Below are 23,090 nucleotides of genomic sequence, written 5' to 3'. Positions count from 1 at the left end.
GATGCCGGGTTGCGATAGCGTATGAGTCATGGGGACGAAGCAGCGACGAACGGTCACCGTGCGCGCTCCCGGAAAGATCAACGTGTTCTTCCGCGTCGGAGCTCTGCAGGCTGACGGCTACCACGAAGTCGCGTCGCTCTACCAGGCCGTCTCCCTGTTCGAAGAGGTCACGGCAACGGAAGCCGCGGACTTCTCGCTGCGCTTCACCGGACCCATCGACTCGAGCTCGCTGCCGACCGACGAGACCAACCTCGCCATGCGCGCCGCTCGCACGCTCGCCGAGCGCACCGGGCACTCGGGAGGCGTCGAACTGACGGTGCTCAAGCGCGTGCCGATCGCAGGCGGCATGGGCGGCGGATCGGCGGATGCCGCCGCGACGCTGCTCGCCTGCGACGAACTCTGGGGCACCGGACTCGGCCGAGCGGGTCTGCTGCCCATCGCCGCCGAGCTCGGAGCCGACGTGCCGTTCGCGCTCGAGGGCGGCACCGCCGTCGGCACCGGACGCGGCGACGAGCTCAGCCCCGCGCTCGCCAAGGGCACCTTCCACTGGGTGCTCGCGCTCTCCGACGCAGGCCTCAGCACCCCCGTCGTCTACCGCGCCCTCGACCGCCACCGCGACGCGAACGCCGGTGCGCTCGGGCCGCAGCCCGACCTCGTGAAGGTCGACACCGCCGTGCTGCAGGCGGTGCGCGTCGGCGACGCGGGATCCCTCGCCGAATCGATGCACAACGACCTGCAGGCCGCCGCCCTCAAGCTCGCCCCCGAACTCATCGAGATGCTCGAGTTCGGGGAGTCGCACGGCGCGCGAGCGGGGATCGTCTCGGGCTCGGGCCCCACCGTCGCGTTCCTCGTCGACGACGCGTTGCAGGCCGCCGAACTGCGGAGCGCGCTGTGCAGGGCCGGCGTGCGCGCGCTCACCGCGACGGGGCCCGTGCCTGGAGCGCGGGTCATCGACCAGGCCTGAGCATCGCCGCGAATGTGCGGGAATAGCGCGGGGACCGCGAGCGCTGCACTCGGTGTGAACGAGAAGATCCGCGTCGACATCTGGTCGGATATCGCCTGCCCCTGGTGCTACATCGGCAAGCACCGCTTCGAAGCGGGCGTCGCCGCGCTGCGCAAGCGCCGCCCCGATGTCGAGTTCGAGGTCGAGAGCCACAGCTACGAGCTCGCGCCCGACACCCCGCTCGACTTCGCGGGCAGCGAGGTCGACTTCCTCGTGCGCCACAAGGGCATGCCAGCCGCGCAGGTGGAGCAGATGCTCGGGCAGATGACCGCGCTCGCCGCCTCGGAGGGGATCGAGTTCGACTTCGACCGGGTGAAGCACGCCAACACCGCCCGGGCTCATCGCGTGCTGCACCTCGCGAAGCGCGAGGGCGTGCAGCAGGCGGTGCAGGAGCGGCTTTTCCGCGCCTACTTCGCCGAGGGCGAGGACATGTCGGATCCCGACACCCTCGCCAGGCTGGGCGCCGAGGCGGGTCTCGACCCCGATGCCGTGCGCGCCGCGCTCGACGACGACGAGCTCGGCTCCGCCGTCGAGGCCGACATCACGCGGGCGCGTATGCTCGGTGTCACCGGCGTTCCGTTCTTCCTGATCGATCAGAAATACGGCGTCTCGGGTGCGCAGACGGCCGATGCTTTCGCCGGGGCGTTCGAGCAGGTGCTCGGGCTGCGCGAGGCCGAGGCCGCCGGGGCCGCAACGGCATAGGGATCCGGAGCGGGGGAGGGGTCCCTCGTCGAGAACGGACACGGAGCAGAAGGAGCGTCATGAGCGAGAAACGGGAGACGACGGTGGTCGAGGAGGCCGGAGAGAGGATCGCCGAGGCCGCTGGGGCGGCCGAGCTCGGCGAGGAGGCCGGCTTCGGGGGCGCGGCGTCGTTCGCCGACGCGGAGACCCGCGAGATCCTGAACCTGCTGGGCGACGCGGGGGCCGGAGGGTCGTGCTGCGGCGGGAGCTGCTGCAGCGCCTGAGCGCCGCGGCGCCCTGGGCTTCGATACGTCGACTCATCGTTGGGACCTGAGCGCGGGCCTCGGGTTCGACTCGTCGCAGGCTCCTCGCTCAACCAGCGGAGGGGTGCGCTCACCCGGCGGAGATTCAGCCTCTCGGCCACCCCATCAGCTCGATGAGCAGGCCCCATGGCGTCGCGACGAAGGCGTTGGTGAGGCCGTCGGTGGGATCGCCCGAGAACGTCACGGGTGAGCCGAGCCGCCGCACTCCGGGCACGGCGCAGAGCCGCTCGTAGGCCTCGGCGACATCTGCGACGGAGAGCGCGAGATGCGCCGCGCCGACCCTGTTCGGCGCGTTCGTACCATCGTCCGCGCCGTCGAGCGCCGGCCACCACTGCAGCAGCTCGATCTCGGCGTCGCCGATGCGCAGCATCGCGAGCGCGAAACTCGCCGAGGGATCGGCGCCGAGCCGCGCCGGGGCCTCGCCGCTCTCGTCGATGAAGCGGTCGAGGCGGAAGACCACCTCGGCGTCGAGGTGCGCCGCGAAGAACCCGACCGCCTCGTCGAGGTCGGGCACCGCGAGGCCGAGATGATCGACGCGATAGCGGGGTTCGGTGCGCAGGGGTTCGCCGCCGCGCTCGATGCGGTTCGTCATGTCGCTCCTCGTGTTCGTCATTCCAGTTTCCCGAGCGCCCCTTCCAATCGCCAACCTGTCACATGTATGATGACTATAGGACATGGGCGTCGAGGAGGCGAAATGCGCGGACTTTCTGGAAAACGTGTGCTGGTGACGGGAGCGGCCGGAGGCATCGGCGCTGCGATCGTGAGCCGCCTCGTCGAGGAGGGCTGCCGCGTGCTGGCCGTCGACATGGTCGAGCCGAAGGAGTCGGGCGCCGAGTTCCGCGGCACCTGCGACGTCACCGACGAGCAGAGCGTCGACGGCGTCTTCCAGGCCGCCGTCGACGCGGTCGGAGACATCGACGGCCTCGTCGCCACCGCGGGTATCCAGGTCTCGAAGCCCACCCACGAGCTGACGGTCGACGAATTGCGCAAGGTCGTCGACGTGAGTCTCGTCGGCACCTTCCTCGCGACGCGCTTCGTGATCCCTCGCATGCTCGAAGCCGGGGGCGGCAGCATCGTGACCTTCGGGTCCACGGCCGCCGTGGGCGCGGCCCCCGAGCTCGCCTCCTACGCCGCGGCCAAGGGTGCGGTGCTGCAGTTCACCCGGTCGATCGCAGCCGAGTACGGCTCGCGCGGCATCCGCAGTAACTGCATCTGCCCCGGAGGCACCATGACCCCGATGATGCGCGAGATCGACGCCAGCCGCGTCGGCCGCGACCACTTCCTCGAACGCCACCCGATCGGACGCTACGCAGAGCCGTCCGAGATCGCCGCCGGCGTCGCCTTCCTGCTCTCGGACGAGTCCTCGTTCGTGCTGGGCAGCGCGATGATGGTCGACGGCGGCTACTCGATGGCGTGAGAGGCGGGACCGTCTTGTACGCACGTTCACGAAGGAGCAGTGATGACTGACCGAACGCAAGAAGAACAGCTGGAGCTTCTGCGCCAGCTGATCCTCATCCGGAGATTCGAGGAGAAGTCAGCGCGTCTGCGTGCCAAGGGCCTCATCCCCGGCTTCCTCCACCCCTACATCGGGCAGGAGGCGGTGGCCGTCGGCGTCTGCGACGCCCTGCAGAGCAACGACGTGCTCACGTCGACCCACCGCGGTCACGGGCACATGCTCGCCCGCGGCGCCGACCCGGCCCGTATGTACGCGGAGCTCTTCGCCCGCACGACCGGGTACAACCGCGGCAAGGGCGGATCCCTCCACATGATCGACACGGCCCTCGGCTTCCTCGGCGCGAACGGCATCGTCGGCGGCGGTATCCCGCTCGCGACGGGTGCGGCCCTGCAGTTCAAGCGCAAGGAGAGCGACGGTCTCGCGGTCACCTTCTTCGGCGACGGCGCCAGCAACGAGGGCAGCTTCCACGAGAGCCTCAACCTGGCCGCGCTGTGGAAGCTGCCGGTGCTGTTCGTCTGCGAGAACAACCTCTACGGCGAGTTCACCCGGCAGGACCAGCACCAGGTGATCACCGACGTGGCCGACCGGGCCGACAGCTACGGCATGACCGGTGTCGTCGTCGACGGCAACGACGTCGAGGCCGTGGCCGAGGTCGCAGCCGAGGCCGCCGCCCGTGCGCGCGCCGGCGAGGGCCCCACGCTGCTCGAGGCGAAGACCTACCGCCACCGCGGCCACTTCGAGGGCGACATGGCGAAGTACCGGCCCAAGGAGGAGGTCGAGCACTGGATGGCGAGGGATCCCATCGATCTCTACATCGCGGTGCTGAGCGAGCGAGGAATCTCCGACGAGCGGATCGAGGAGGTGCGCGCCGCGGTCGAACAGCAGCTCGACGACGCCGCGGCCTGGGCCGAGGAGCAGCCGCACCCCGTGCCGACCGAATCGACCGAGGACGTGTTTGTCAACGATTACGAAGGGAAGGCGCTGCGATGATCCGCTTCACCTACGCAGATGCGATCCGCCAGGCGATCTCCGAGGAGATGGACGCGGATTCCGACGTCTTCATGATCGGCGAGGACGTCGGTGCACCCGGCGGAGTCTTCGGCGTGACGAAGGGCCTGTGGGATGCTCACGGCCCTCACCAGCTCTGGGACACCCCGATCTCGGAGGAGGCGATCGTCGGCGCAGCGGTCGGAGCTGCGATGGTGGGCGCGAAGCCGATCGCCGAGATCATGTTCAGCGACTTCGTGACCTACGCGATGGACATGATCGTGAACCAGGCGGCCAAGCTGCACTACATGACCGGCGGCAATCTGTCGGTGCCGATGGTGGTGCGCATGGTCACGGGCACCGGCGGATCGACGTCGGCCCAGCACTCCCAGAGCCTCGAGGCGTGGTTCACGCACGTGCCCGGCCTCAAGGTCGTGGCGCCGTCGACGCCAGAGGACGCGAAGGGCCTGCTGCGCGCTGCCATCCAGGACCCCGATCCGGTCATCTTCTTCGAGCACAAGCTGCTCTACGGAGGTCGCGGCGGCCCCGCCGGCGACGTCGTGCCGATCGACCCGCTCCCGTTCGGTAAGGGCCGCGTGCACCGCGAGGGCACCGACATCACGATCGTCTCCTACCTGCGCACCCTGCATCACTCGCTCGAGGCCGCAGAGAAGCTGGCGGAAGAGGGCATCAGCTGCGAGGTGTGGGATCCGCGCACCCTCAACCCCTTCGACTACGAGGGGCTGAAGGCCTCGGTCGAGAAGACGGGCAGGCTGCTCATCGCCCATGAGGCGCCGCTGCGCGGCGGCTTCGGCGGCGAGATCGCGGCCTGGGCGGCGAAGGAGTGCTACGGCGATCTCAAGGCGCCGGTCTCCCGGATCGGCGCCCAGAACGCACCGATCCCGTACGCGCCGATCCTGGAGCAGACCGTGCTGCCCGGAGTCGACGACATCGTGCGCGAGGTGCGCGCGGTGGTCGAGGGCTCGTAAGAACCCGCTCGCTCGATCAGCGAAACCATAAGAACTTCGAGAAGGAGAGAACAGTGGCGACTACGTACCCGATGCCCAAGTGGGGCGTCACGATGGAAAGCGGACAGATCAACGAGTGGACCGTGTCGCCCGGCGACGCGGTGAAGGAGGGCGACATCATCGCCTCCGTCTCGACCGACAAGATCGACATCGACTTCGAGAGCCCGGCCGACGGCGTCATCGCAGCGCTCCTCGCCGATGAGGGCGATGACGTCGAGTGCGGTGTCGACGTGCTCGTGATCGCCGACGATCAGGCCGACTACGACGCCTACAGGGCCTCGCAGGCCTGATCCCCGGCCCCTGATACGAGAACCCCCGCGCCCATGGGCGCGGGGGTTCTCGTGTGTGCTCCGCCGGTTCCGCCTGGCGCTGTCCGCGGCCGCGCAGAAACGACTACTCCCGTTCCGGCCGAGCACACCCGAACAGTACGGGTGTGCTCGGCCGGAACGGGAGTAGTCAGCCGGCGAGGACGGCCGTCAGGCGGTCAGCGCGGCGTCAGCGGTGACCTCGATACCCGAGACGTAGCTGCTCGCATCGCTCGCGAGGAAGAGCGCCACGGTGGCGATCTCGCGAGGCTCGGCCACCCGCCCCGAGGGGATGAACGAGGCGAGGCGCTCGAGCTCTTCCGGGCCGCCGCCGATCATCGGAGTGGCGACGACGCCCGGGCTGATCGAGTTCACCCGGATGCCGAACGGGGCGAGGTCGTAGGCGGCGACGCGCGTCATACCGCGCACGGCCCACTTGCTCGCCGCGTATGCGAACGGCTGCCCGCCGCCCTTCATGCCTGCGACCGAGCAGATGTTCACGATGGCGCCCGAGCGTCGCTCCTTCATGCCCTCGACCACGGCGGCCATGCCGAGGAAGGTGCCGGTCTCGTTGATCTCGACGACTCGACGGAACTCGGCGGCGCTCGTCTCCTCGAGCCGCTTCGCCAGCCACACGCCCGCGTTGTTCACGAGGATGTCGGGGTGGGCCCAGTGCTCCGCGACGTGGGCGACGCAGGCGGTCCATGCCTCCTCCGACGTGACGTCGAGATCGACGAAGAGCCCGCGGTCGCCGAGTTCGGCCGCGATCGCGGCGCCCTCCGAACCGGGCAGGTCTGCGATGACGACGCGGGCGCCGTTCTCCGCGAAGAGGCGCGCCTCGGCCTCTCCCTGTCCGCCGCGCGACCCCGCGCCCGTGATGATCGCGACGCGATCCTGCAGTGGCAAGGGCTGGTTCATCTCTGGTCCTCCTGACCGTTCTCGAATCTCTGGATGAGGGATCGCACAGCCGCGATCGCCGTCTCGGGGTTCCCGTTGCTCGGCACGCACTCGAAGGTCACCGTGCCGTCCCAACCGCGGTTCCGCGCGGTCTCGAGCAGGAAGCCGAGGTCGATCTCGCCGCTGCCTGGTTCGAATCGACCGGGAACCTGTGCGAGGTCGATGCGGCTGAGCCGGGGGAGCGTCTCGATCAGGGCGTCGGTGAGCCGGCCGTGGGTGAGCTGCTGGTGGAAGGTATCGAAGACGCCGCCGACCTCCGCGGGCCTGTCGATGCGCCCCACGAGCTCGGCGGTGATGCGCACGTCGTCCCACAGATAACCGGGTAGGAACACGGTGTTGAGGTGCTCGAGCACGATCTGCACGCCGCTGCCCGCCACGACGTCGGCGGCCTCGGTGAGCCGTTCGGCGCATACGTCGAGCAGTTGTGCGGCATCGAGGTCGGGGCCCGGCCGCACGACGCCGCCGGGCAGGATCGCGTTCGAGAACACGTGCAGCTGTCTGGCCCCGACGCGCACGGCGACGTCGAGGTTGCGCTTGATCTCGTCGAGCACGTCGGTGCGCTCCGCGGGATCGCACAGCGCCGTATCGCGCGTGCCGAAGAAGCCGTTGACGCCGATGCCCGTCTCCAGGCAGGCGGCGTGCACGGCGTCGATGTCGCTGTTCCGCCAGTCCCACAGGTCCACGAGATCGAAGCCCGAGGCGGCGACCGCGCGTACGCGGTCGGGGAAGGGCAGCCGATCCCACATCAGCTGGATGGATATCGACCAGAGCATGTGCGCTCCTTTCTGTTGCGGTGCCGGGGAGGTGCGGCATGAAACACCGAGGGGCGGGCCGCCCGACAATCCGAGCAGCCCGCCCCTTGCCCGTCGATGGGTCTTCCGGCCTTCTACTTCAGGAACTCGGTCGTGTAGGCCTTGCTCACGTCGAAGTCCTCGGAGAGCAGACCGATGCTGATGAGCTGCTTGCTCAGCTCCTCCCATCGCTCGTCGGTCATCTGGCCGACCTCGTCGCCGCCGAGCAGCGACTCATCGGTCTTGAAGAGGTCGACCGTGTAGTCGAACACCTCGGGGTCGCCGTCGGAGTTCGTCTTCAGGATGAGCTCCTTCGTCGCGGTCGGATCCTCGAGCATCGCCTTCCAGCCCTCGACGCTGGCGTCGACGACGGCCTGCACGGTCTCGGGGTTCTCGTCGGCGAACCTCTTCGTCGTGAAGAGCAGATTCTGATAGGCGTTGTAGCCGCCGTCGTCGGCGACCGAGAGGAAGCCCACGTCGGTCATGCCCATCTTCTCGATGATGAACGGCTCGGACGTGAGGAAGCACTGGGTGACCATGTTCTGGTCGTTCTGGAAGCTCGCGAGGTCGCCGATGTTGATCTCGTTCACGTCATCGAGCTTGAACGAATCGCGGATGTAGTCCCAGTAGGGGCTCGGCACGCGTGCCACCGTGTGGCCGTTGAGATCCTCGAAGCCCTTGATGCCGGTGCTCTCGTGGTAGGCCATGCACTGCAGGTTCTTCGCCGGGCCCGCCGCGACCGCGACGATCGGGAGGCCGCTGTCGATCGCGACGAGCACCTCGTCGGCGTTGCCAACCCCGAAGTCGGCCTCTCCGGCCGCGACCTGGGGGATCGTCTGGATGCCCGGGCCGCCCTGGGTGACCGTGAGGTCGACCCCCTCGGCCTCGGCGAGGCCCTCGGCCTCGGCGGCCCAGTAGCCGCCCTGCTCGGCCTGCGCGAACCAGTTGGTGAGGATCGTGGCCTCCTTGCTCGATCCCTCACCGCCACCGGAGCCGCTGTCGCCGCCGGCGCAGCCCGTGAGGGTCAGCGCCAGCGCTGCGATGCCGGCGAATCCGGCGATGACTGTTTTTCTGTTCATTTCCGTGTGTTCCCTTCGAAGAACGGGGTAGAGGAGTTCGGAGGATGAGGGATCAGGCGTCGGCTTTCAGTGCGGACTCGTGCCAAGAGCGGAGCGAGAGGTTGCCGATCCAGCTGACGACCATGAAGAAGACGAAGCCGAGCAGCGTCGCCGCGATGACCTCGGCGAACAGCAGGTCGGTCTGCAGGCGGGCCTGCGCGAAGATGACCTTCACGCCGAGGCCGCCCTTCTCGCCGCCGGAGCCGATGATGAACTCGCCGACGATCGCGCCGATGACCGACATGCCCGCAGAGATGCGCAGACCGGCGAAGATGTTCGGCAGGGCGCCGGGGAAGCGGAGCTTCGTGAACTCGGTGATCTTGTTCGCGCGGTGCATGCGGAACAGGTCGATCTGGTTGCGATCGGCGCTCGCGAGGCCGAGCATCGTGTTGTTCAGGATCGGGAACACCGCGATCATGAACGCGATGACGATCACGGAGTTCTGGTTGTAACCGAACCACAGCACGATGACGGGGGCGACCGCCACGATCGGCACCGTCTGCAGCAGCACCGCGTAGGGGTAGAAGCTGCGTTCGAGGCCCTTGCTCAGCGACATGATGACGGCGCCCAGCATGCCGAGCACGATCGCGAGCGCGAAGCCGGTCACCGCGGAGGTGAAGGTGATCCACGTGCCCTCGGCGATGAGCGACCAGTTGTCGACCATGGCCTTGATCACGGCGGGCGGGCGGGGGAGCAGGTAGTTGCGGTCGGCGTAGATGGTCGCCGAGACGACCCACCACAGCGCGATGAAGAGGATGAAGACGAGCACGGGAGGCCCCGCGTTGAAGACGAACCTGCGCAGACGGTTCTGCTGCTGCGGCTTGACCTTCTGACCGGGCTTGCTGATCAGGTTGATGTTCGTGGTCGCGGTCATGGTTACGATACCTCCCGAAGGCAGTCCGAGATCTCCTGGCAGAGCGCCTGGAACTCGGGGTCCGCCCGCAGCTCCTCCTTGCGCGGATACTCGAACGGAATGTCGAACACCTTCACGATGCGGCCCGGCCGCGGCGACATCACGACGACGCGGTGCGACAGGAACACCGCCTCGAACAGGTTGTGGGTGACGAACACCGAGGTGAAGCCGCGCTCCTGCCAGATGCGCAGCAGCTCGAGTTGCATGACCTCACGGGTGATCTCGTCGAGGGCCGAGAACGGCTCATCCATGAGGAAGAGCTCGGGCTGGAGCGCGAGGGCGCGGGCGAGCGAAAGGCGCATGCGCATGCCTCCCGAGAGGCCGCGGGGATACGACTTCTCGAATCCGGCGAGGCCGACCAGTTCGAGCGCATCGGAGACTCGGCGCTCCCGCTCCTCGCGCGGGATGTTCTCGAGCTCGAGCAGGAGCCTGGCGTTCTTCTCGACATTGCGCCAGGGCAGCATGGTCGGATCCTGGAAGACGAAGGCGCGCTGCGCGTCGCCGTTGATCTTCACATCGCCCTCGCTCGGGTCGATGAGGCCGGCGATGACGCGCAGCAGCGTCGACTTCCCGCAACCCGATGGGCCGAGGAGCGAGACGAACTCGCGATCCCTGATGTTGAGGTCGACCGGCGACAGCGCCACCGTGCCGTTGGGGTAGACCTTGCTCGCGCCTTCGACCCGGATGCGGTCGAACGGTTCAGCGGCACCGGTCCCGTGTGCGGCCCGTTCTGCGGTATCTTGCATAATTCTGACGGCTCCTTGCTGATCAACGGCGATTCAACTTGTGTGACAACTTACCAGGTGAATGTTGCGAACGGAACAACCCGGGCTGAAATTGTTACGAAGTGCCGATCGGGCTGGGTGGATGCCTGATCGCAGCGGTTTTTCGGAGCATGCGAAGGCCCCGCGGGGGATCCGCGCGTCATTGCGCGGATCCCCCGCGGGGCCGGTGTGCTCGCTTCCGAGGGGAGGGGTCCGGCCCCTGCTCGGGAAGTCTGGAGTGCGCCGTGAGTGGTCGGCGCGGGTGTCAGGCCGGTTGGTCCGCGGTCTCGAAGGCCTCGACCCAGGCCCGCATCTTCCACGCGTGCTCGGTGGCGCGCTGCTGGGCGGTCGCCGAGTCGCCGGAGATGATGGCGTCGAGGATGCCCTGATGATCCGCGAGGGATCGAATGGGCTGGCCCTCGCGCGCATAGAGGATGTGCCGAGACTCGACCAGTAGCGAGTTCAACTGCTGCAGCAGCGTCGGCAGCAGCTCTCCGCCGCCCGCCGCCGCGATCGCCTGATGGAAGGCCACGTCGAGCTCGGTGAGGGTCTTCGGGTCGGCGCCGCTCTCGGCCGCCTCGGTGAAGGCGCGGTGGCATGCCTCGATGGAGGCGCGGCCCTCGTCGGTGAGTCGTTGCGTGGTCTCGGCCGCCGCGAGTCCGTCGAGTGCTCCTCGCACGCTGAGGAGTTCGGCGAGCTCGCCGCGGTTCGCCGCGATGTACAGGCCGAAGGGGCCCGCGTACTTGTCCGCGATGCGGGCTCGCACGAACGCGCCCTGCCCCTGTCGCACTTCGATGAGTCCGGTGGCGACGAGTCCGGCGAGCGCTTCGCGCACGCTCACACGGCTGACGCCGAAGGCCTCGCAGAGCATGCGCTCCGAGGGGAGTTTGCTCCCCGGGGGGTACTCGCCGCCGTTGATCGCCGCGAGCAACTGGTTCTGCACCTGTTGCGTCGGGCTCACTCGCGAGACGGCGGAGAGACCGCCGTTTCCGAGCCCTGGGGCGGGGCCGGTACCGGGCGTGCTGAGGGCATTCATATCACCAACTCCTTATGGGTACTGCTTCCCCAAACTATATGTGCAGCGAGGGGCCGGGGCAGATACCCTTACTAGTATGACATCTGACCAAGCATCGTCGTTGACTCTGCGGAACGCATTCGTCCCCGGTCTCGGGCGTCGCGATATCGATATCGCAGCCGGGCGCATCGTTCGCGTGGGGGAGCCGGGGTCCATGCACACCGCTGCGCCCGGCGTCGACCCGGACCCCGGGCCGCTCTCCGCGCAGCAGCTCGACCTCGACGGCTACGTGCTGCTGCCTGCTCCGGCCGAACCGCACGCCCACCTTGACAAGGCGCTGCTCGGCGCTCGGGTGCGCAACGAGAGCGAGGACCTCGACGGGGCGATCACGGCGATCATCGCCGCCTACGGCTCGATGGACGCGGTCGATACCGAGCGCCGCGCCCGTGAGGCGATCCGCCAGGCGGTGGCCCACGGATACACCGCCGTGCGCACCCACATCGACTGCCGCGAGGGCATCGGCGCCCGCAGCGTCAAGGTGCTCGTCGAGCTGCGGGAGCAGCTGCGCGGGGTGATCGACCTGCAGGTCGTCGCGCTCGCCGGCCCCGTCGCCGGGACGGAGGGGGCCGTGTCGCGGGCACTGCTCGACGAGAGCCTGCGGGCGGGCGCCGATCTCGTCGGCGGCGTGCCCACCCTGGAGAGCGACAGTGAAGGATCCCTGCGCGAACTGCTCGCGATCGCGGCCGGGTCCGGGGTCGGCCTCGACCTGCACGTCGACGAGACCCTCGACCCCGGCGCGCGGGTGCTGCGGCTGCTCGCGGAGCGCGTCATCGAGACCGGGTTCTCCGGGGGCGTGACCGCCTCGCACTGCGTCAGCCTCTCTGAGCAACCGCTCCCAGACATCCGCGAGACCGCGGCGCGCGTTGCCGAGGCCGGCATCGGAGTGGTCGCGCTGCCGCAGACCAACCTCTACCTGCAGGGGCGCGGGCCCGAGGCGAGCGTGCCGCGAGGGATCACGGCCATCTCGCTGCTCGACGAGGCCGGCGTCGTGGTCGCGGGCGGTGGCGACAACTGGCGGGATCCCTTCAACCCCATGGGGCGCATCGACCCGATGGAGACCGCGTCCCTGCTCGTCGCCGCCGGGCACCGCCGCGTCGCCGACGCGTACGCTCGCGTGTCCACCTCGGCGCGGTCGGTCATGGGGCTCGAGCCCGTCGCTGTCGAGGCGGGCTCGGAGGCGAGCCTCCTCGCGATCCGCGCCGAGAATCTCGAGGAGGCTGTGGGGAGGGCGAGCGAGGATCGCGTCGTGATCTCGCGCGGCCGCGTGGTCGCGCGCACCCGCGTGCAGACCGAGTTCGCGCCCGAGGTCTCGGCTCGCTGAGGCTCGCCGGTCCGGCGGTGGAGACTCTGCGCTGGTCGGTAGATGCTCTCTTCTCGAAATCTGCGAACATCTACTGCCGAGCTGAGGAGGAAGCGGAGCCGCTTTCCTGCGGAGCGAGCGGACCCTCCTGCCGATTGAGCGAGCGGCCCCTCCTGCCGATCGAGCGAGCGGAGCGAGTCGAAATCAAGGCCCTGCCCCGGGTTTCCGTTCGCTCCGCTCGCTCAACCAGCGGGTGGTTTCGGCTCGCTCCGCCTCGCGGTCCGGCAGGAGGTCCGATCCCTCGACCGACCGGATGATCTACTTCTGCGGAAGGTACTCGTCGGTCCAGGTGGTCGAGATGTCGAAGTCCTCCGGTACGGCTTCGATGAGTGCGAGCTGATCGCGCAGCTCCTCCCACCGGTCGGCGGTCATGCTTCCGATGGGGTCGGTGAACCAGCCGTCGGCGTGGAGCTCTTCGACCGAGGCGTCGAAGACCTCGGGATCGGTGTCGGTGTTCGTGGCGAGCACCTTCTCCTTCGCGTCTGCGGGGTCGTCGAGGAAGTGCTGCCACCCCTCGATGCTGGCGTTCACCACCTCGGCGACGAGCTCGGGGTTCTTCTCGATGAAGTCCTCGCTCGTGAACAGCACCTGGCTGTAGGGGTTGTAGCCCGCCTGGTCGGCGACGCTCAGCACGTTGATATCGATGTCGTTCTGCGCCGCGAGATAGACGTCCGAGGTCGCGTAGCCCTGCTGGGCCAGGTCGGGCTGGGCCTTGAACTCCGACATCGAGCCGTGGAACGCGATCTGCGAGACGTCGTCGAGTTCGTACTTCGCCTTGATGTAGTCCCAGTAGGGGGCGCCCTGTCGCACCGCGACCTGGTGGCCGCCGAGTTGGTCGAAGTCGGTGACGCCGCTGTCCTTATGCGTCATGAGCACGAAGAGGGTCTTGTCGATCGGCGCCATGAGGGCGACGACCGGCATGCCGCTGGCGCGGGCGATCACGATGTCGTCGGCCTGCGCGACGCCGAAGTCGTAGCTGCCCGATGCGACCTGCGGAACGGTGGCGATTCCCGGACCGCCCTGTTCGACGTCGATCGTCACCCCGGCATCCTCCGCGTACTGATGCACGGCGGTGTCCCAGTAGCCGCCCTGCTCGGCCTGCGCGAAGTAGTTCATGAGCATCGTGGCCGACTGCTTCTCCGCTGCGGGATCGCTGTCTGCCGGCGGATCGTTCGCGCTCGAGGATGCGCAGGCGGAGAGGCCCGCGGCGAGGAGTGCGGCTGCGGCGAGTGTGGCGGTCAAACGAGACTTCATCGTCTCCTCCTTGGGTGTGGGCCTGGTGCGACGGTCGCGTGACGGCCCGGTGGGGTGGGTGTGGATCCTTTTCGTCGTGATGGTCGGATGGAGCGGATCCGGCCGTGGGGCCCTGCTTGGCGGACGGCGGCCCCGCGGCCGGAGTCTGGGTCAGTCGTAGAGGTTCGTGGTGACCGGCACGTCGCCGTCGAGCCCGGCGAGCTTCACGATGGTGGCTGCGCGCTCGCGGGCCTCCTCGCGCAGGCTCTGCTCGTCGATGGTCGTGACCTTTCCGTCGGCGAACACGGCGCGGCCGGCGACCCAGGTCTCTGCGATGCTGGCGGGGCTCGCCGACCAGACGAGGGCCTGCTCTGGGCGGAGGTAGGGCGTCCACTCGTGGTGGTTCAGGTCGAACAGCACGAGGTCGGCCTGCTTGCCCGCCTCGAGGGATCCGATCTCGTCCTCCCAGCCGAGCGCCTGAGCGCCCTCGATCGTCGCCATGCGGATCGCCTTCGTGGCGCCGATGAGGGTGGGATCGCGGCGCGAATCCTTGAAGAGACCCGCGACGAGGTGGATCTGGCGGTGCAGGTTGAGGTTGCCCGCGGCAGAGACCCCGTCGGTGCCGAGGCCTACGGTGACGCCGCGCTCGATCATCTCAGGGTACTTGCCGATGTCGGTGGCGCCCTTCGCGAGCTTCAGAGAGGTCGAGGGGCAGAACGCGACGGAGGTGCGGTGCTCGGCGAGCAGGTCGACCTCCTCGTCGCTGAGGGCGACGGCGTGCGCGAGCACGAGGTTCGACCCGAGGCCGTCGTGTTGGGCGATGCGCTTGACCGGGGTGACGCCGTACTTCTGCTCGGCGACGTTCGACTCCTCGATGCTCGAGGCGATGTGGTAGGTCGTGCCGACGCCCAGATCCTCGGCGAGCGCGCGGGCGCCGATGTGGAGTTCGAGGCTGCAGGGCTCCTTGCCCTCGATGTTCACCCAGCAGCGCACGCGGCCGTCAGCGTAGCCGTTCCACTCCCGAACGCTCGCCTCGAGGGTCTCGAGCGCGACCCTGTGATCGGGGAAGAAGTGGTGGTCCATCATCTCCTGCGACCACCCCGGGGGCGCCTCTGCGGGGCGCACGTCGGCGGCGTGGCGGGCGACGATGCCGCGGATGCCGATCTGCTCGACGGCTCGGGCGGTGAGGCCGGCGTCGTTCTGGGCGCCCATGTCGAGAAAGCAGGTGGTGCCGCTGCGCAGCATCTCGGCCGCGCCGGTGAGCACGCTGACGCCCTCATCCGACTCGCGCACGTGGGCGTAGAAGGGCTTGGCCCAGTGGAACACCCATGCGCGCGTCGCCAGCACGTCGGGGAAGACCGCCCGGCTGAGCGATTCGGAGAGGTGCACGTGGGTGTCGATGAAACCGGGGGTGACGCCCTTGCGTCGGCCGTCGACGGTCTCGTCGGGCGTGCGCCCGCCCAGGCGGCCGAGCACCTCCTCGGTGGTGCCGATGTCGACGATCCGGCTGTCCCCGATCAGGAGGGCCGCGTCGCGGATGATGCGGTCCTCGCGGTCGGCGGTGATCGCGAACTCGAGATGCTCGATGAGTTTCAGCAAGGTGGTGACCTGACCTCTCGGTTGGGGTGACTACTTGACGGTGGGGGTTGCTCTCGATACTAATAGGATGTCAGTTGTATGACCAGAGAGAAAGTCGGAAGGTTCCTGTTATGCGCGAAGAAGTGACGCAGCGGCTCCGCAACAGTCTCGAGACGCAGGGCCTCGACGTTCTCGTCGCGCTGTCGCCGGAGAACGTCGCATACACCGCCGGATTCGTGATCCCCTCGCAGCCGCTCATGCGATGGCGGCACGCCGCCGTGCTGATCGGGGCCGACGGCCGAGAAGGGATCCTCTCGATCGACATGGAGGAGACCACCGTGCGCGCGGCGGCGCCCGACACCGAACTGCGGGTGTGGCGCGAGTTCGTCGACGCGCCCATGGACGTGCTCGCCGAGATGCTGCGCGACTGGGGCCTTGCTCGAGGGCGCATCGGTATCGAGCTGGGCTTCCTGCCCGCCGGCGACTTCGCGCGGTTGCAGGAACTGCTGCCCGACGCCGCCTTCTCGGCCGTGGACGATCTGCTCACCCGTTCGCGGCAGGTCAAGACGCCCGGCGAGATCGAGTTGCTGGGGCGTCTGGCGCGGATCTCCGACACGGCGATCCGCGACGCGCTGAGCTCGGTCTCGGCCGGCGACAGCGAGATGGACATCGCGGCCGCACTCACTCGCAGCGTCTACGAGCAGGGGGCGCAGCAGTTCAAGCTCATGATCGTCGCGACGGGCGAGCGAAGCGAACTGCCGAACGTGGGCCCCACCTCGCGCATCCTGACGCCGGGGGACATCTGCCGCGTGGAGATCTTCTCGGTCATCGACGGCTACCACGCCGGCGTCTGCCGCACGGCCGTCGTGGGGGAGGCGCCGCCCATCGCGGAACGCATCTACGCGAACCTCGTCGAGTGCAAGCACGCCGTCTTCGACGCGATCAGGCCCGGCGCGAGCACGAGAGGGGTCTACGAGACCTACCGCGAGACCTTCAACGCGCTCAAGATGCCCGCCATCTCGTTCGTCGCCCACTCCATCGGCGTGAACCTGCACGAGCCGGTCTACTTCGGCCCGCACTCCGACCACGTCGTGGAGGAGAACATGGTGCTCGGCATGGAGCCGCTCGTGTACCGCAGCGGCCACGGCTTCGGCATGCAGATCAAGGACATGATCGCGGTCGAGGCCGGCGGGGCGCGCCTGCTCTCCGACGTCACCGACACCGACGCCCTCTTCCGCATCGAGGCCTGAGCGCACGCCGTCGGTCTCGCGAGCGGAGCGAACACCGTGCTGAGCGAGGAGCGAAGCCGCGAGTCGAACCCGTCCCGCTGGTTGAGCGAGGCGGAGCCGAGTCGAAACCGTCGACGGCTCGCTCCTCGGCTTCGACTCGTCGCAGGCTCCTCGCTCAACCAGCGGGTGGTGTCGACGCATTTCCGCCGGTTGAGCGAGCGGAGCGAGTCGAAACCACCGGATCCCCGCTCAACCGCGCTGCGCGCTCTCTTCGACTCCACCCCTTCGGACCCTCGGCACCCTCTTCGATGAGTGTGCGCCGCGACTGATGCCTGTCAAGCGCGAATCGCCCGCTGGTTGGGTAAGTGGAGCCACGAGACGAACCCCTCCCGCTGGTTGAGCGGGCCGGAGCCGAGTCGAGACCGTCGGTGGCGTGCTCCTCGGTTTCGACTCGTCGCTTCGCTCCTCGCTCAACCAGCGAAGTGAGCTGCGCTCAACCGGCGGCGGCCAGGCGCGCCTCGCGCTCGGCGTCCGGCACGGTGACGCACTGTCCCCGACCGTACTTCGGTTCGGAGGCCGGCTCGTCCGCGTCGAAGACGACCTCGCCGCGGGACAGCGTGAGCACGGGCCAGCCGCGCAGTTTCCAGCCCTCGTAGAGGCAGGTGCCCTTGCCGCTCTCGTGCGTCACCTCCTGCTCGAGGTCGAGGTCGATCAGCACGAGGTCGGCGTCAGCCCCGACGCTCAGCGATCCCTTCTGGGGGAACAGGCCGAACTGCTTGGCCGGGTTCGCGGCGTTCAGCTCCGACAGGCGCGACAGCGACATGCCCCGCTCGTTCACCGCGAAGTGCAGCATGAGGGGCAGCTCCCACGCGAAGCTCACGACGCCCGGCTTCTCCGTCCAGACCGGCCCGCCGTTCTTTCGGAACGGCACGTGGTCGGTGCCGAGCGTGCCGATCTGACCGTTCAGCATGCCCTCCCACAGCCCTTCGAGCTGCTCCCGGTCGCGCAGCGGCGGAGAGATGCGGGCGGTGGGGCCGAGGTCCTCGTCGTAGGCGGTGCGGGTGAGGTAGTGGGGGCAGGTCTCGATCGTCACATCGACGCCGCGATTCCGAGCCTCCGCGGCCATGCGCGGCCCGTTCGCGGCGGTGGTGTGCACGACGTAGAGCGGGCAGCCGGTGACCTCGGAGAAGCGGATCATGCGGGCGATCGCCTCCTCCTCGACGTAGACGGGGCGGGACTCGGTGTATGCCGCGAGGTCTTCCCGGCCCGTGGCGATCATCTGCTTCTTCAGGAGGCCGACGAGGTCGGTGTTCTCGCAGTGCACCGACACGACGCCGCGGGGCAGCTTCGCCGCCTTCTGCATCGCCGCGAACACCCAGCTGTCGGGCGAGGAGTTGATGCCGATCGAGTTGCCGGGCTCGTAGCCCATGTGGCACTTGAACGACTGCACGCCCGTGTGCTCGACGATGTCGTCGATCTCATCGAGATGCTCCTCGCGCTGGATGCCGAAGTGGAAGCCGAAGTCGATGACCGAGGCCGCCTCCCCGCGCGCGCGGCGCTCGCGGTAGAACGGCACGTAGGGTCCGTTCATGCTGCGCGCGAAGAGCAGGATGGTGGTCACGCCTCCGCGGGCGGCCGCGGCGGTCTCCGTGCGCATGTCCTCGTCGTAGTCGTAGTCGACGCCCAGATGGCAGTGGGGGTCGATCACGCCGGGCATGACCACCTTGCCTCCCGCGTCGATGACGCGTTCGGCGTCGGGCATCGTTTCGTCGGCCCCGATCGCGACGATGCGGCCGTTCGCGATCGCGATCGATCCGTGCTGCTCGCCCGAGTGGTCGACGAGCCTGGCATTCCTGATGATCAGATCGACGTTCATCGTGCTTCCTCCATGTCTGCGATGCGCTTCGCGATGCCGCTCCACTGGCTGGCGCCGACCGTGATGGGGGCGCGGCGCCCGAGCCCGCGGGCCCAGAGCGCGGTGTGTCCGAGCTCTTCGGCCGCGGCGAGGTCGATGCCGCCGGGAGGGGCGGAGAGATCCATGACGAGCGAGTGCGGCGGCAGCAGCGCGAGGGTCTCCGCGTCGACCACCGCGGCGGGCACGGTGGAGAACACCATGCCGACCTTCGGCGCGACCTCGCGGATGTCCTCGAGCGGCACGGGGATGCAGCCCGCCGACAGGGCGTCGGCGCGCTGCACGGGGTTGCGGGCCGCCAGGTGCACGCGCGCGCCGAGCAGCACGAGCGTTCGGGCGAGGATCCGGCCGATGTTGCCGTGACCGACCACGAGCACGTCGGTGTTGTGGATCGTGACCCGTGAGTTCGCGATGGCCCGCTGCAGGGCGCCCTCGACGATCGCCGGGGCGCGCAGCAGCATGAGCTCGACGTCCCATTCGTACTCGCTGATCGACAGGCCGAGATCCTTCGCCGCGTCCTGCAGCATCTCGTTGGCCCAGCCGAGGATGATGGCGCCGCCCGGGGCCATGCCCTCGAGCAGTTCGCGGTTCGGCAGGATCGGCGCCGGCGACTCGGGGGCGAAGAGCGTGCCGTCCTTCGCCTGACCGGGGATCGGGAACAGCGCGTAGTTCGCGCCGGCGAGCGCCTCCTCGGGCGTGGCCGAGAGCTCGACGCCGGGCACGCCCTCGTCGGGCCAGGGGAAGCCGTACGCCTTCACCGTCGCCCCGGTCGTCGCGGCGAGCCGCGCGATCTCCTGCTCGCGCTCATCGCCGCCGACGACGGCGATCGTGAGGTGGGAGAAGTCCATAGTCTGTGTCCTTAAACGGTCGCGCGCCGGTCGGTTACCGGACGCTGGCGGTCAGTTCGTCCCGCGAGAGGCCGGCGACTCCGAGCCGTTCGGCGCTCAGGCCGTGCAGGTCGCCGGGAACCAGCGCGGAGGCGATCGCGAAGAGGGATCGGGCGACGGGCACCTGCTCGCCGGCGACGTCGGCGAGCGCGATGAAGGGGAGCACGCCGAAGGCGAAGTCCTCGCGGTAGTAGCGGTGCTCGAGCGAGTCGGGCGCGGGGATCGTGGCGTTCGCCGCCCCGCCGCGGATCGCGGCGAGGGTGTCGCCCCGCTTCGCCGCGTCGGCGTCCACTGTGCCGACGGCCGACATCTCCTCGATGAGGGAGGGCAGCTCGTGCCCGAAGGCGCGGGCGACCGCCAGGCGCTCCGCGTCGAGCCGCTCGAGCACCCGGGCGACGCCCGGGGTCATGCCCTCGACGTAGAAGGTGAAGGCGCCGCCCGTCGCCTCGACCCAGGACGCGCCGAGGATCGCCCCCGGCGGGTGGAGCACGAGGTTGACGTTCGAGAGGCTCGAGGCGAGCACGTCGGGCACCGGGCTCGCGCCGGGGAAGAGGCGCACCGCCCAGTCGAGGGCGGCCCGGCCGCCGGGCAGGGCGCCGACGCGCACCTGCCCGGCCCGACCGGTGATGTCCGCCACGCCGTCGTAGACGCGACCGACGTAGGTGAGCGTGGAGAACTCGGCGACGGGCGGCAGGGGAGCCCCGGCCGCGGCGAACACCTGCCGCAGATGGAGCGCCCCGCCCGTGTGGCCGGGGTTCAGCACGATCGGGGCGGCGCAGCGGAGCTCGGCGAGATCGGCGAAGAGCGCCGGGTGCACGGCCGACGGCAGGCAGACCACGACGGCGTCGACGCCGGCGATGGCCTCGGCCAGGTCGCTGGTGAAGCCGCCGGCCGGCGGGAGGGCGCCCTCGCCGAGCACTCCCCGGTGCCGGATGCCCTCGGCTCGATGGGGCTCGAGCCGGGCGGGGTTGCGGTTCCAGAGCCGTACCTCGTGACCCGCGAGGGTCAGCTCGACGGCCGCCGCGAGCCCGCCGGCCCCAGCCCCGAGCACTGCGATCGTCATACCGAGTACCGTTCGATCTTCTCGCGGTCCACCTCGATGCCGAGGCCGGGGCCGGAGGGCACGTGGACGCGGCCCTCTTCGAAGCGGAAGCCCTCGGTGACCAGGTCGTCGAGGTAGTACACGCCGGCGACCTCGGGGCCGCCGGAGCCCGCGGGCTGCGAGACGGGGCAGACGCTCGGCAGGGTGGCCGTGCGCACGGCGGCGCCGAGGTGCAGGTTGGCCGCGTTGCCGATGCCGGTCTCGATCGAACCGCCGATGTCGTTGTACATGTCGAGCTCTTCGACGAGGGACCCGAGGCGGCGGGCGTGGTAGAGGCCGCCGGGCTTGGTCACGTACAGCGAGATGCAGGCGGCCGCGTTGAGGCGGTAGAGCTCGAGCACGTCGTAGGTGTTCCAGGCCGACTCGTCGGCCATGACGGGAGAGTCGATGCGGTCGGCGACGCGGCTCAGGCCGACGGCGCCGACGACCGGCTCCTCGCAGAGGAGGATGTCGTACTTCTCCTGCTCCCGGGTCACCCGCACCGCCTCGGCGACGCTCGCGTAGCCTTCGTTGCCGTCGACGCGGATCTTGACACCGGAGCCGAGGCGGCTGCGCAGCTCGCGCACCAGGGTGACGTCGCGCTCCGCGTCGAGGCCGGTCTTGCACTTGATCGTGAGCGCGCCCTCGGCGACGGCCTGCTCGGCCTCCTCGTAGCAGCGCTCGAGCTCCATGATGCCGAGCGAGTGGGCGACCTCGATGGAATCGCGGTGCGCGCCGCCCAGCAGGGTGCTGACGGGGACGCCGAGCGCCTTGCCGGTGATGTCGTAGCAGGCGATGTCGATGGCGGCCTTGGCGTAGACGTTGCCCTTGACCTGCTTGTCCATCGCCGCGTGGATCAGGGAGATCTGGGTGGGATCGGCGCCGATCAGCACGGGCTTCAGCAGGGTCTCGATGACGACCTGCACCGTCTCGGGCGATTCGCCGAAGTACTTCCCGTGCGACCCGCCCCAGGTGGCTCCTGCCGGCGATTCGCCCCAGCCGACGATGCCGTCGTCGGTCGTGATCTCGATGATGGCGTGGTGACCGATGGGGGTGGCCATCTTGGAGGCCCAGTTGTGGTCGCGCCGGGCGGGGAGTGCTACGAGGTGCACTTTGATGTCTGCGATGTGCATGTTGAGGACTTTCGGGTCGGAGGACGTGGAGTTGCGGTGACCGCTCGGGTCATTTCTGGTCGAAGAGCTCGACCTCGTTGCCGTCGGGATCGGCGATGTAGACCGTGTGGCCGTAGGGGCCGGGGCCGGGGCCCCGCACGATGCGATGACCTGCGGCCTCCGCGCGCGCGGCGATCTCATCGACGCCCTGCGCAGGGAAGCAGAAGTGGCCGAGTGTGCGACCCTCCTGCGCGAGCTCGCCCGCAGCTTGCACGAGGCCGAGGCCCTGGTGCGTGTTGAAGAAGGGGCGCCCGTCGCGGAAGGCTTCGCGTTTGCGCACGGTGAATCCGAGCACGCCGACGTAGAAGTCCTCCGATGCCTGAATGTCACCGACCTCGAGCTGGATGTGGTGCAGTGCGCCGACCGATGGCTTCTGCTGCTCTTCGAGCCACGTCGACACGTCGTCCTCCGAGGCGGTGACGCCGAGGTAGTGCGACCACACCTCATGTGCGGTCTGCGTCCACTCGGGTCGAACGGCGGCGATGCCGTCGAGCACCGCGACGACGTCGTAATCCCGCAGATATGCCTCTCGGATGGTGGTCTCGACGCAGGCGTTGGCGGTGACGCCGGTGATGAAGATGGTCTGGGTGCCGAGCATGCGCAGCAACTCGTCGAGGCGGGTCTCGTAGAAGCCGCCGAAGCGGTGCTTCACGATCACGTAGGTCGGGTCGTCGACCAGGTCGGCGACCTCGTCCACGAACTCAGCGTCCCAGGTGCCCGAGAGCGCCGAGACGCGCTTGCGCTTCGAGGTGTGCGAGGCGAGCACCTTGCGCTCGCGCGACGCGTCTTTCTCGAGGTGCACCTGCTGGGTCCAGATCACCGGGAGGCCCGCGGCCTTGAACTGCTCCGCGAGGCGGCGGATTGACAGCATCGCCGCCTGCGCGGGCGCGATGTCGACGCCGGAGAGGCCGAGCGTGCCCTCGGGGTGCACGAACGCGTTCTGCGGGTCGATGACGAGCAGGGCGGCTGAGCCCGCGGCGATACCTGAGAGTGCTTCGGCGTTCATACGTCCTTCCGATCCACTCCGAGTACGCCGTTCCGCGCCCAGCTCTCGCGCGGGTACTCCGCGATCGCGACGTGCAGGCCGGTCGGATCGGCGTCGACGTGCTCGACCATGGCATCGGTGATCGCCTTGGCGAGCTTCCGCTTCTGGTCGACCGTGCGCCCTTCCCAGATGTGTACTTGGACGAATGGCATGGTTCCTCCTCCATTGGTGGTGTTCATGTGGCCGACGGCA

At 69.0% G+C, this 23,090-nt stretch carries 24 protein-coding genes; 9 read left to right on the top strand and 15 right to left on the bottom strand.

Annotation, left to right across the window (positions count from 1 at the left end; genetic code table 11):
• Positions 1-28 precede the first annotated feature (28 nt).
• From J4H91_RS01160 to J4H91_RS01150, 3 genes are read left to right on the top strand one after another with little or no spacing between them, the layout of a single operon-like run.
• A complete protein-coding gene (locus tag J4H91_RS01160) occupies positions 29-964 on the top strand; it encodes a 4-(cytidine 5'-diphospho)-2-C-methyl-D-erythritol kinase (protein WP_208044409.1) in 936 nt (311 codons plus the stop codon).
• A gap of 54 nt (positions 965-1,018) precedes the next feature.
• Positions 1,019-1,705, top strand: a complete 687-nt coding sequence (locus J4H91_RS01155; protein ID WP_208044408.1) for a DsbA family protein — start codon at positions 1,019-1,021, stop codon at positions 1,703-1,705.
• Between the two features lie 59 nt (positions 1,706-1,764).
• A complete protein-coding gene (locus tag J4H91_RS01150; RefSeq protein ID WP_208044407.1) occupies positions 1,765-1,968 on the top strand; it encodes a hypothetical protein in 204 nt (67 codons plus the stop codon).
• A gap of 124 nt (positions 1,969-2,092) precedes the next feature.
• On the opposite strand, the gene J4H91_RS01145 is transcribed toward J4H91_RS01150, so the two are convergent.
• Positions 2,093-2,599, bottom strand: a complete 507-nt coding sequence (locus J4H91_RS01145; RefSeq protein WP_208044406.1) for a VOC family protein — start codon at positions 2,597-2,599, stop codon at positions 2,093-2,095.
• Positions 2,600-2,701: 102 nt separating this feature from the next.
• Between J4H91_RS01145 and J4H91_RS01140 the strand changes: the two genes are divergently transcribed.
• From J4H91_RS01140 to J4H91_RS01125, 4 genes are read left to right on the top strand one after another with little or no spacing between them, the layout of a single operon-like run.
• A complete protein-coding gene (locus tag J4H91_RS01140) occupies positions 2,702-3,424 on the top strand; it encodes an SDR family NAD(P)-dependent oxidoreductase (protein WP_208044405.1) in 723 nt (240 codons plus the stop codon).
• A gap of 42 nt (positions 3,425-3,466) precedes the next feature.
• Entirely contained in the window at positions 3,467-4,453 is a 987-nt protein-coding gene (locus J4H91_RS01135) for a thiamine pyrophosphate-dependent dehydrogenase E1 component subunit alpha (protein ID WP_208044404.1), read from the top strand.
• Positions 4,450-5,439 (top strand): alpha-ketoacid dehydrogenase subunit beta, encoded by a 990-nt coding sequence (locus J4H91_RS01130; RefSeq protein ID WP_208044403.1) that lies wholly within the window; start codon positions 4,450-4,452, stop codon positions 5,437-5,439. The genes J4H91_RS01135 and J4H91_RS01130 overlap by 4 nt, the downstream gene beginning before the upstream one ends.
• A gap of 53 nt (positions 5,440-5,492) precedes the next feature.
• Complete coding sequence (locus J4H91_RS01125) at positions 5,493-5,768, top strand: biotin/lipoyl-containing protein (protein WP_208044402.1); 276 nt, start codon at positions 5,493-5,495, stop codon at positions 5,766-5,768.
• A 186-nt stretch (positions 5,769-5,954) separates the two neighbouring features.
• Here J4H91_RS01125 and J4H91_RS01120 read toward each other — a convergent pair whose 3' ends face one another.
• The 6 genes from J4H91_RS01120 to J4H91_RS01095 all read right to left on the bottom strand — a co-directional run bounded on the left by J4H91_RS01120 (position 5,955) and on the right by J4H91_RS01095 (position 11,362).
• Positions 5,955-6,701, bottom strand: coding sequence for an SDR family NAD(P)-dependent oxidoreductase (locus J4H91_RS01120; protein WP_208044401.1), 747 nt, complete (start codon positions 6,699-6,701; stop codon positions 5,955-5,957).
• Positions 6,698-7,513: a TIM barrel protein gene (locus J4H91_RS01115; RefSeq protein WP_208044400.1), complete on the bottom strand. Its 816-nt coding sequence runs from the start codon at positions 7,511-7,513 to the stop codon at positions 6,698-6,700. The genes J4H91_RS01120 and J4H91_RS01115 overlap by 4 nt, the downstream gene beginning before the upstream one ends.
• Positions 7,514-7,626: 113 nt before the next feature.
• Positions 7,627-8,610: an ABC transporter substrate-binding protein gene (locus tag J4H91_RS01110; protein WP_208044399.1), complete on the bottom strand. Its 984-nt coding sequence runs from the start codon at positions 8,608-8,610 to the stop codon at positions 7,627-7,629.
• Between the two features lie 52 nt (positions 8,611-8,662).
• Entirely contained in the window at positions 8,663-9,523 is an 861-nt protein-coding gene (locus J4H91_RS01105; protein ID WP_208044398.1) for an ABC transporter permease, read from the bottom strand.
• 2 nt (positions 9,524-9,525) lie between these two features.
• Positions 9,526-10,308, bottom strand: a complete 783-nt coding sequence (locus J4H91_RS01100) for an ABC transporter ATP-binding protein (protein WP_208044397.1) — start codon at positions 10,306-10,308, stop codon at positions 9,526-9,528.
• Between the two features lie 283 nt (positions 10,309-10,591).
• Positions 10,592-11,362 carry a FadR/GntR family transcriptional regulator gene (locus J4H91_RS01095; RefSeq protein ID WP_208044396.1) on the bottom strand — a complete coding sequence of 257 codons (771 nt, stop codon included), beginning with the start codon at positions 11,360-11,362 and terminating at the stop codon, positions 10,592-10,594.
• A gap of 76 nt (positions 11,363-11,438) precedes the next feature.
• On the opposite strand from J4H91_RS01095, the gene J4H91_RS01090 reads away from it, so the two are divergent.
• Entirely contained in the window at positions 11,439-12,722 is a 1,284-nt protein-coding gene (locus tag J4H91_RS01090; RefSeq protein ID WP_208044395.1) for an amidohydrolase family protein, read from the top strand.
• Between the two features lie 297 nt (positions 12,723-13,019).
• Here J4H91_RS01090 and J4H91_RS01085 read toward each other — a convergent pair whose 3' ends face one another.
• Both J4H91_RS01085 and J4H91_RS01080 read right to left on the bottom strand, forming a co-directional pair.
• Complete coding sequence (locus J4H91_RS01085) at positions 13,020-14,015, bottom strand: ABC transporter substrate-binding protein (RefSeq protein WP_208044394.1); 996 nt, start codon at positions 14,013-14,015, stop codon at positions 13,020-13,022.
• Positions 14,016-14,165: 150 nt separating this feature from the next.
• Positions 14,166-15,593 (bottom strand): amidohydrolase family protein, encoded by a 1,428-nt coding sequence (locus tag J4H91_RS01080; RefSeq protein ID WP_208044393.1) that lies wholly within the window; start codon positions 15,591-15,593, stop codon positions 14,166-14,168.
• A gap of 110 nt (positions 15,594-15,703) precedes the next feature.
• On the opposite strand from J4H91_RS01080, the gene J4H91_RS01075 reads away from it, so the two are divergent.
• A complete protein-coding gene (locus tag J4H91_RS01075; RefSeq protein ID WP_208044392.1) occupies positions 15,704-16,822 on the top strand; it encodes a M24 family metallopeptidase in 1,119 nt (372 codons plus the stop codon).
• A gap of 472 nt (positions 16,823-17,294) precedes the next feature.
• Here J4H91_RS01075 and J4H91_RS01070 read toward each other — a convergent pair whose 3' ends face one another.
• From J4H91_RS01070 to J4H91_RS01045, 6 genes are read right to left on the bottom strand one after another with little or no spacing between them, the layout of a single operon-like run.
• The gene (locus tag J4H91_RS01070) at positions 17,295-18,677 is read right to left on the bottom strand and encodes a dihydroorotase (protein WP_208044391.1); all 1,383 of its coding nucleotides are present in this window, start codon (positions 18,675-18,677) and stop codon (positions 17,295-17,297) included.
• Positions 18,674-19,561, bottom strand: coding sequence for a dipicolinate synthase subunit DpsA (locus J4H91_RS01065; RefSeq protein ID WP_208044390.1), 888 nt, complete (start codon positions 19,559-19,561; stop codon positions 18,674-18,676). The genes J4H91_RS01070 and J4H91_RS01065 overlap by 4 nt, the downstream gene beginning before the upstream one ends.
• Positions 19,562-19,595: 34 nt before the next feature.
• A complete protein-coding gene (locus J4H91_RS01060; RefSeq protein WP_208044389.1) occupies positions 19,596-20,663 on the bottom strand; it encodes an NAD/NADP-dependent octopine/nopaline dehydrogenase family protein in 1,068 nt (355 codons plus the stop codon).
• Positions 20,660-21,814 carry a mandelate racemase/muconate lactonizing enzyme family protein gene (locus J4H91_RS01055; protein WP_208044388.1) on the bottom strand — a complete coding sequence of 385 codons (1,155 nt, stop codon included), beginning with the start codon at positions 21,812-21,814 and terminating at the stop codon, positions 20,660-20,662. Before J4H91_RS01055 ends, J4H91_RS01060 begins: the two co-directional genes overlap by 4 nt.
• A 49-nt stretch (positions 21,815-21,863) precedes the next feature.
• Complete coding sequence (locus J4H91_RS01050) at positions 21,864-22,859, bottom strand: isochorismatase family protein (RefSeq protein WP_208044387.1); 996 nt, start codon at positions 22,857-22,859, stop codon at positions 21,864-21,866.
• A complete protein-coding gene (locus tag J4H91_RS01045) occupies positions 22,856-23,050 on the bottom strand; it encodes a tautomerase family protein (protein WP_208044386.1) in 195 nt (64 codons plus the stop codon). The genes J4H91_RS01050 and J4H91_RS01045 overlap by 4 nt, the downstream gene beginning before the upstream one ends.
• Positions 23,051-23,090: the final 40 nt, after the last annotated feature.

Source organism: Leucobacter ruminantium (assembly GCF_017565705.1).
GTDB lineage: Bacteria > Actinomycetota > Actinomycetes > Actinomycetales > Microbacteriaceae > Leucobacter > Leucobacter ruminantium.
This window is presented reverse-complemented; position numbering and strand designations above follow the sequence as displayed.